Source organism: Candidatus Andeanibacterium sp. (genome assembly GCF_057143545.1).
Genome location: NZ_DBNHSF010000219.1, coordinates 1 through 5,597, shown reverse-complemented (window position 1 = coordinate 5,597; position 5,597 = coordinate 1). Strand labels below are relative to the sequence as shown.

Sequence of the window (5,597 nt, the reverse complement as noted above, 5' to 3'; positions counted from 1 at the left end):
ATGGTATCGCCATCGGCGTTGCGTTCGCTGACCAGACGGTAACGAAGCGGTGTGTCGGTTGGCGGCGCGAAGGGAATCTCGATAAAGGAAGGCTCTGCGCCTTCGGACGCATGAGCCGGGTGTGGTTGCGCGGTTCCGAACAGGACGATGGCCACCAGAAACAGGCTGGCGGCTACATGCCAGCGGCCATGGCCGCGAATGCGCAGTCTGGAGCCAAAGGATTTGAAGATATTCATGCCCTCTCCTTTCGTAGCAGTTTAGCCAGCCTTCCCCTTTCCCGCCAAGCCCCCTACATGCCCCCGGATCATGGCGCGCCCCAAACCCAGCACGTTCGACAAGGTCAAGACCGTTGCGGAGAACCGCCGCGCGCGGTTCGACTATCATATCGACGAAAAGCTCGAGGCCGGGATCGCGCTTTCCGGCACCGAGGTGAAGAGCTTGCGCTTCGGCGAGGGTTCGATCGCCGAGAGCTATGCCGAAATCCGCGACGGCGAATGCTGGCTGGTCAATGCCAATATCCCCGAATTCAGCCATGGCAACCGCTTCAACCACGAGCCCAAGCGGCCGCGCAAGCTGCTGCTGCACGCTAGCGAGATCAACAAGCTGACCGGCGCGGTCGAGCGCAAGGGGATGACGCTCGTCCCGCTGTCGATCTATTTCAATTCGAAGGGCCGGGCGAAAGTCGAGCTGGCACTGGCCAAGGGCAAGCAGGCGCATGACAAGCGCGCCGCGATCAAGGACCGCGACTGGAAGCGCGACCAGGCAAGGATCATGCGCGAGAGCGGTTGAATCTGCCAAAACCGTTGCTGCAGTGCCGCATCCGGTCGGCAAATATGGGAAAACCGTCGATTGAACCTTGCCCTCATGCGCCGGGTTAGCAAAAGGCGTTCACCTGCTGTTCGTGCTCAATGATCTATGCGGGACTCATTGCCGCACGCGGCGGCAGTCACAATATAGGTTTCATGAACACTTCGACCGCCAAGAAACGCCTGTCCGACTGGATACGAAGCCAGGTCCCGAGCCATGCAGAGCTTGAGCGAAATCGGCTGATCAGGCCGTTCATGAGCCGCTCCGAGCTGTTCCGGCTGACCCGGCGCTCGGTCCCGCGCGGGGTGGCGATCGGGTTGCTGGTCGGAATCTTCGCCCTGATCCCGGGCATCCAGATCCTCGGCGCGGCGCTGCTCTGCGTCCCGTGCCGCGGCAATATCCCGCTGGCCGCGGGCATGACCTTCCTCTCGAACCCGGCGACCACGCCGTTTATCCTCGCGGCCTCGCTGTTTGTCGGCAACGGTATGGGTTTCCATGCCGACATGGCCACATTCTATGCGCTTTATGAATCGGGCGCGAGCATCGGCGACTGGTTCGCCTGGACCCTGTCCGATGCCGCGCCTGCGCTGGTGTTCGGCCTGTTCGTGATCTCGGTGCTCGCGGCAGCAATCGGTTACCTGCTGGCCTCGTTCATCTGGCGCAACCGGGTGGCGCGCAAGCGGCGCAACCGCCTCGCCACCGGCCAGGAACTCGAACCCGCCGAATGAGCGAGGCGGCCGACATGGCCCGGGTGGGGAGCGGGCGGCGTGTCGGCGAACTGCTCGCGGTAGCGGCGGCGTTTGCCGCCAGCGTCGCGCTGGTCTGGTTCGCCACGCGCGAACAGGCGCTGACCCTGACTTTCGCGGGCGGCCTGGTGGCGCTGGGCGCCGTCTCGATCACGCTGCTGCGCAACCGCCCGGCGGCCGGGGTCCAGACGCTTTCGATCCCCGACTGGACGGTTACGGTCGCGGCGATCGAACAGGCGGGCCTCGCGATCGCGATCACCGACCGCGCCAACCGGCTGGTCTGCGCCAATTCCTTCTTCGTCGAGAGCTTCGGCGGGGTCCACGCGCCCCCCGGCCTGCCTTTGAGCGACGGCGAAGTCGAGGTGCTTACCCGCGCGGGCCGGGCGGCCTGGCGCGACGGCTCCGGCGGGGTCGACCTGCTCGAACGCGACGGCGAGCGCTGGCGGATCGCGGTCGAACGCGCGGGCCGGGCGGATGAATACCTGATCTGGCGCTTTTCCAGGCTGGTCGAGAGCGATCCCTTGGCAACGATCGCCGAGCGGATTTCGGGCAGTTTCGGCAGGATTCTCGCCCAGGCAGGGATCGATGCCGTGCTGGTCGGGCCCGAAGGCGTGATCCGCGCGGCGAGCCCGGGCTTCTCCGCGCGGGCCGCGGGCGACGAAGGCGCAACGCTGGTCGGGCAGGAGTTCGCCACCCAGTTGCGCAGCGACGAGCGCGAGCGGATCTACTACACCCGCGAAGGGCGCAAGGGCAGCCCGGTGATGCTGGTCCAGGTCCCGCTGGTCGAGCCGGACGACCGCGACCTTTCGCCCGAACATGCCTCCTCGCTGATGCTGCTGCTCGATTCCGGAGTCGGGATCGGGGCCAATTGGGGCGCCGAACCGCCCGGCAGTCCGGCGCAATTGCAGGCCCTTCTCGAGCAGCTCCCGGTCGGCCTCGCGATGGCCGATCGCGACGGGCACCTGTTGTTTTCGAACCCCGCTTTCCTGCGCGCCTGCGGGCTCGAGGGCAAATCGCTCCCGCCGTTCCCGTCGGACCTGGTGGTCAAGGAAGACAAGGCCGCGCTGTCGGACGCGGTGCGGCGCCACGGCCACGGCCCGCTCAACACGACGGATATTGCCGTGCGGCTGCGCGCCAATCCCGACGAGCCGGTCTCGCTCGGGCTCGCGGGCGTGCGCGGCATGGGCGAACCGGCGGTGCTGCTGAGCCTGGCCGATACGACCGAGGAAGCGCGGCTCAAGCGGCAGGTCGCCCAGCAGACCAAGATGCAGGCGGTCGGCCAGCTCGCGGGCGGCGTGGCGCACGATTTCAACAATGTGCTGACCGCGATCATCGGCTATTGCGACCTGATGCTGCTGCGCCATACGCCCGGCGACAGCGACTATGACGACATCCAGCAGATCAGGGCCAATTCGAACCGCGCGGCCTCGCTGACGCGGCAATTGCTCGCCTTCTCGCGCCAGCAGACGCTGCGGCCCGAAATCCTGCAGGTTCCCGATGTGGTCTCCGAGGTGAGCCAGCTGCTCAAGCGGCTGATGGGCGATAGGATCGAATTCAAGGTCCATCACGACCGCAATCTGGGGCCGGTCAGGGCCGATCCGCAGCAACTCGAGCAGGTCATCGTCAACCTTGCGGTCAATGCGCGCGACGCGATGCTGGCGCGCGGCGAAACCGGACGCCTGTCGATGGCCACCAGGCGGATCACCTCGGCCGATATCAGGCGGCTGAAGAGCGACATCATCCCGATCGGCGATTACACCGCGCTGATCGTCGAGGACACCGGCGGGGGCATCCCGGCGGAACATCTCGGCAAGATCTTCGAACCATTCTTCACCACCAAGGAAATGGGCAAGGGCACCGGGCTCGGGCTGTCGACGGTCTATGGCATCGTCAAGCAGTCGGGCGGGTTCATCTTCGCCGACAATGTCGAAGGGAAAAACGGCGCCGCCATCGGCGCGCGTTTCACCATCTACCTGCCCGTGCACCACGCCGCAGCTGCCGCGCCGGTCGAACCGGCGGCGCGGGACACGAGCAGCTGGCCGGGCGGCGGCAAGCTGCTGCTGGTCGAAGACGAGGATATGGTCCGCGCGGTGGCCGAACGGGCATTGGCCCGCGCGGGCTACGACGTGACCACCGCCAGCGACGGCGAGGAGGGACTTGAACGGATCGCGGATTCAGGGCCGTTCGACCTGGTGGTGAGCGATGTCGTGATGCCGGGCATGGACGGCCCCGCCATGGCGCGCGAATTGCGCAAGTCCCATCCCGCGCTGCCGGTGCTGTTCATGTCGGGCTATGCCGAAGAGCAGCTGCGCAACGAGATCGACATCGACGCGATGCACTTCATTCCCAAGCCGTTCTCGGTCCAGCAGATCAGCGACAAGGTTGCCGAAGTGCTTGGCGCCTCCAAGAAGTGATCCGTCGCCCCAGCGAAGGCAGGGGCGACGAAGTAGGAATATGAGTTGTCATTTCCGTTCATCGCGCGCTCACACCGATTGGACGAGTTATGAATTTCTAACACCTGGAGAGGGTTATGAAATCACTTCGTATTTCCGCTATGCTTGCAACTGCCGCATTGCTGGCAATCCAGCCCGGCGCCCTTGCCCAGAGCAGCGATCCCACCGCGCCCAGCGCGCAAGGCGACGTGTCGGTCACGATCTACAACAACAACCAGGCGCTGGTGCAGGATATCCGCCAGCTCGACATCGCCGCGGGCCGCAGCAGGATCGAATTTCCCGACGTTTCTGCCCAGATCAGGCCCGAGACGCTGAGCTTCAGCGCCGCCGGGGCCGGGATCGTCGAACAGAATTTCGATTTCGACCTCCTAACCCCGTCGAAGCTGATGGAAAAGGCGATCGGCCAGACGGTTACGCTGGTGCGAACCAATCCGGCGACCGGGGCCGAGACGCGGGAGCGGGCGGAAGTCCTTTCGACCGTCGGCGGGGTGGTGGTGAAGATCGGCGAGCGGATCGAAGTGCTGCGCGACGACGGCCTCCCGGTGCGGGTGATCTTCGACGGGGTGCCGCAGAACCTCCGCGCCCGCCCGACGCTTTCCGTCACAGTCGAGAGCAATCGCGCGGGCACGCGCCCGGCCTCGATCCGCTATCTCACGCCGGGGCTGGGCTGGTCGGCGGACTATGTGTCGCTCTACGACGAAGCCAGGGGCACGATCGACATGCAGGGCTGGGTCACGCTGACCAACAACACCGGCACGACCTTCAACAATGCCGACACGCTGCTGGTTGCCGGCAATCCGGGCGGGCAGTCCCAACGCGGCTATGCTTCGCCGGGCCGGGCGCTTCCCCCCGGCGCGTCCTCCGGCAGTTTCGATCCGGGTACCGAAACCGCGGATCGCGAGCGGCTGGGCGATTTCTATCTTTACCCGATCGCCGAACGCACCACGATTGCCAACGCCCAGACCAAGCAGGTCAGCTTCCTCGATGTGCAGGCGGTCCCGGCGCGGAAAGTCTATCGCCGCGACATCTACTGGCTCCAGAACGAGGAACAGCCGGTCAATGTCTCGAGCGAAATCGCCTTCTCCTCGTCGCGCGAGGGCGGGCTGGGCGACGCGCTTCCCGCCGGCACAGTGCGGTTCTACCAGCGCGATGCTGAGGGCAATCCGCAATTCATCGGCGAGAACGGCATCGGCCACACCCCGATGGGGAGCGAACTCAGCCTCAGGACCGGCGATGCGTTCGATATTTTCGTCCAGGCCGAAGTCGAGAAGCGCGAGCGTATCACCGCCGACGAATGGGTGACCTACAAGCGCTGGCAGGTGATCAGCGACGACAAGATCGTCAGCCAGGGGACGGTCGATTACGCGGTCACCTATTACCGGACGACCATGCGCTACACGCTCACCAATGCCAAACCCGAGCCGGTGACGGTCGAACTCTACCAGACCGGGCTCGACCGCGGCTGGTGGAGCCAGGACTACCGCGTGGTGAGCGAGGACGTTGCCGGCGAGCAGATCAACAGTGATCGACGCAAATACACGATCACCGTCCCCGCCAATGGCGAGCGCGAAGTGCGCGTGACCTACGCGAC

General features: G+C 65.4%; 5 protein-coding genes. 4 read left to right on the top strand and 1 reads right to left on the bottom strand.

What is annotated here, in order from left to right; translation table 11 throughout:
- Window positions 1–236: hypothetical protein (locus tag AC16XC_RS12840; protein WP_484035056.1), on the bottom strand; the 236-nt coding region annotated here is incomplete at its 3' end.
- Window positions 237–306: 70 nt separating this feature from the next.
- Here AC16XC_RS12840 and smpB point away from each other — a divergent pair.
- From smpB to AC16XC_RS12820, 4 genes are all read left to right on the top strand, one after another.
- Complete coding sequence (gene smpB / locus AC16XC_RS12835; protein WP_484035055.1) at window positions 307–789, top strand: SsrA-binding protein SmpB; 483 nt, start codon at window positions 307–309, stop codon at window positions 787–789.
- 173 nt (window positions 790–962) lie between these two features.
- On the top strand, window positions 963–1,535 hold the full coding sequence (locus AC16XC_RS12830; protein WP_484035054.1) for a DUF2062 domain-containing protein: 573 nt from the start codon (window positions 963–965) through the stop codon (window positions 1,533–1,535).
- The gene (locus AC16XC_RS12825) at window positions 1,532–3,967 is read left to right on the top strand and encodes a hybrid sensor histidine kinase/response regulator (RefSeq protein WP_484035053.1); all 2,436 of its coding nucleotides are present in this window, start codon (window positions 1,532–1,534) and stop codon (window positions 3,965–3,967) included. Before AC16XC_RS12830 ends, AC16XC_RS12825 begins: the two co-directional genes overlap by 4 nt.
- Before the next feature lie 140 nt (window positions 3,968–4,107).
- The coding region (locus AC16XC_RS12820) for a DUF4139 domain-containing protein (protein ID WP_484035052.1) at window positions 4,108–5,597 on the top strand (1,490 nt) is incomplete at its 3' end.

Bases quoted from the DNA above. Each gene is read 5' to 3' on its own strand.
- smpB (WP_484035055.1), top strand. From the start codon at position 307: ATGGCGCGCCCCAAACCCAGCACGTTCGACAAGGTCAAGACCGTTGCG.
- AC16XC_RS12825 (WP_484035053.1), top strand. From the start codon at position 1,532: ATGAGCGAGGCGGCCGACATGGCCCGGGTGGGGAGCGGGCGGCGTGTC.
- AC16XC_RS12830 (WP_484035054.1), top strand. From the start codon at position 963: ATGAACACTTCGACCGCCAAGAAACGCCTGTCCGACTGGATACGAAGC.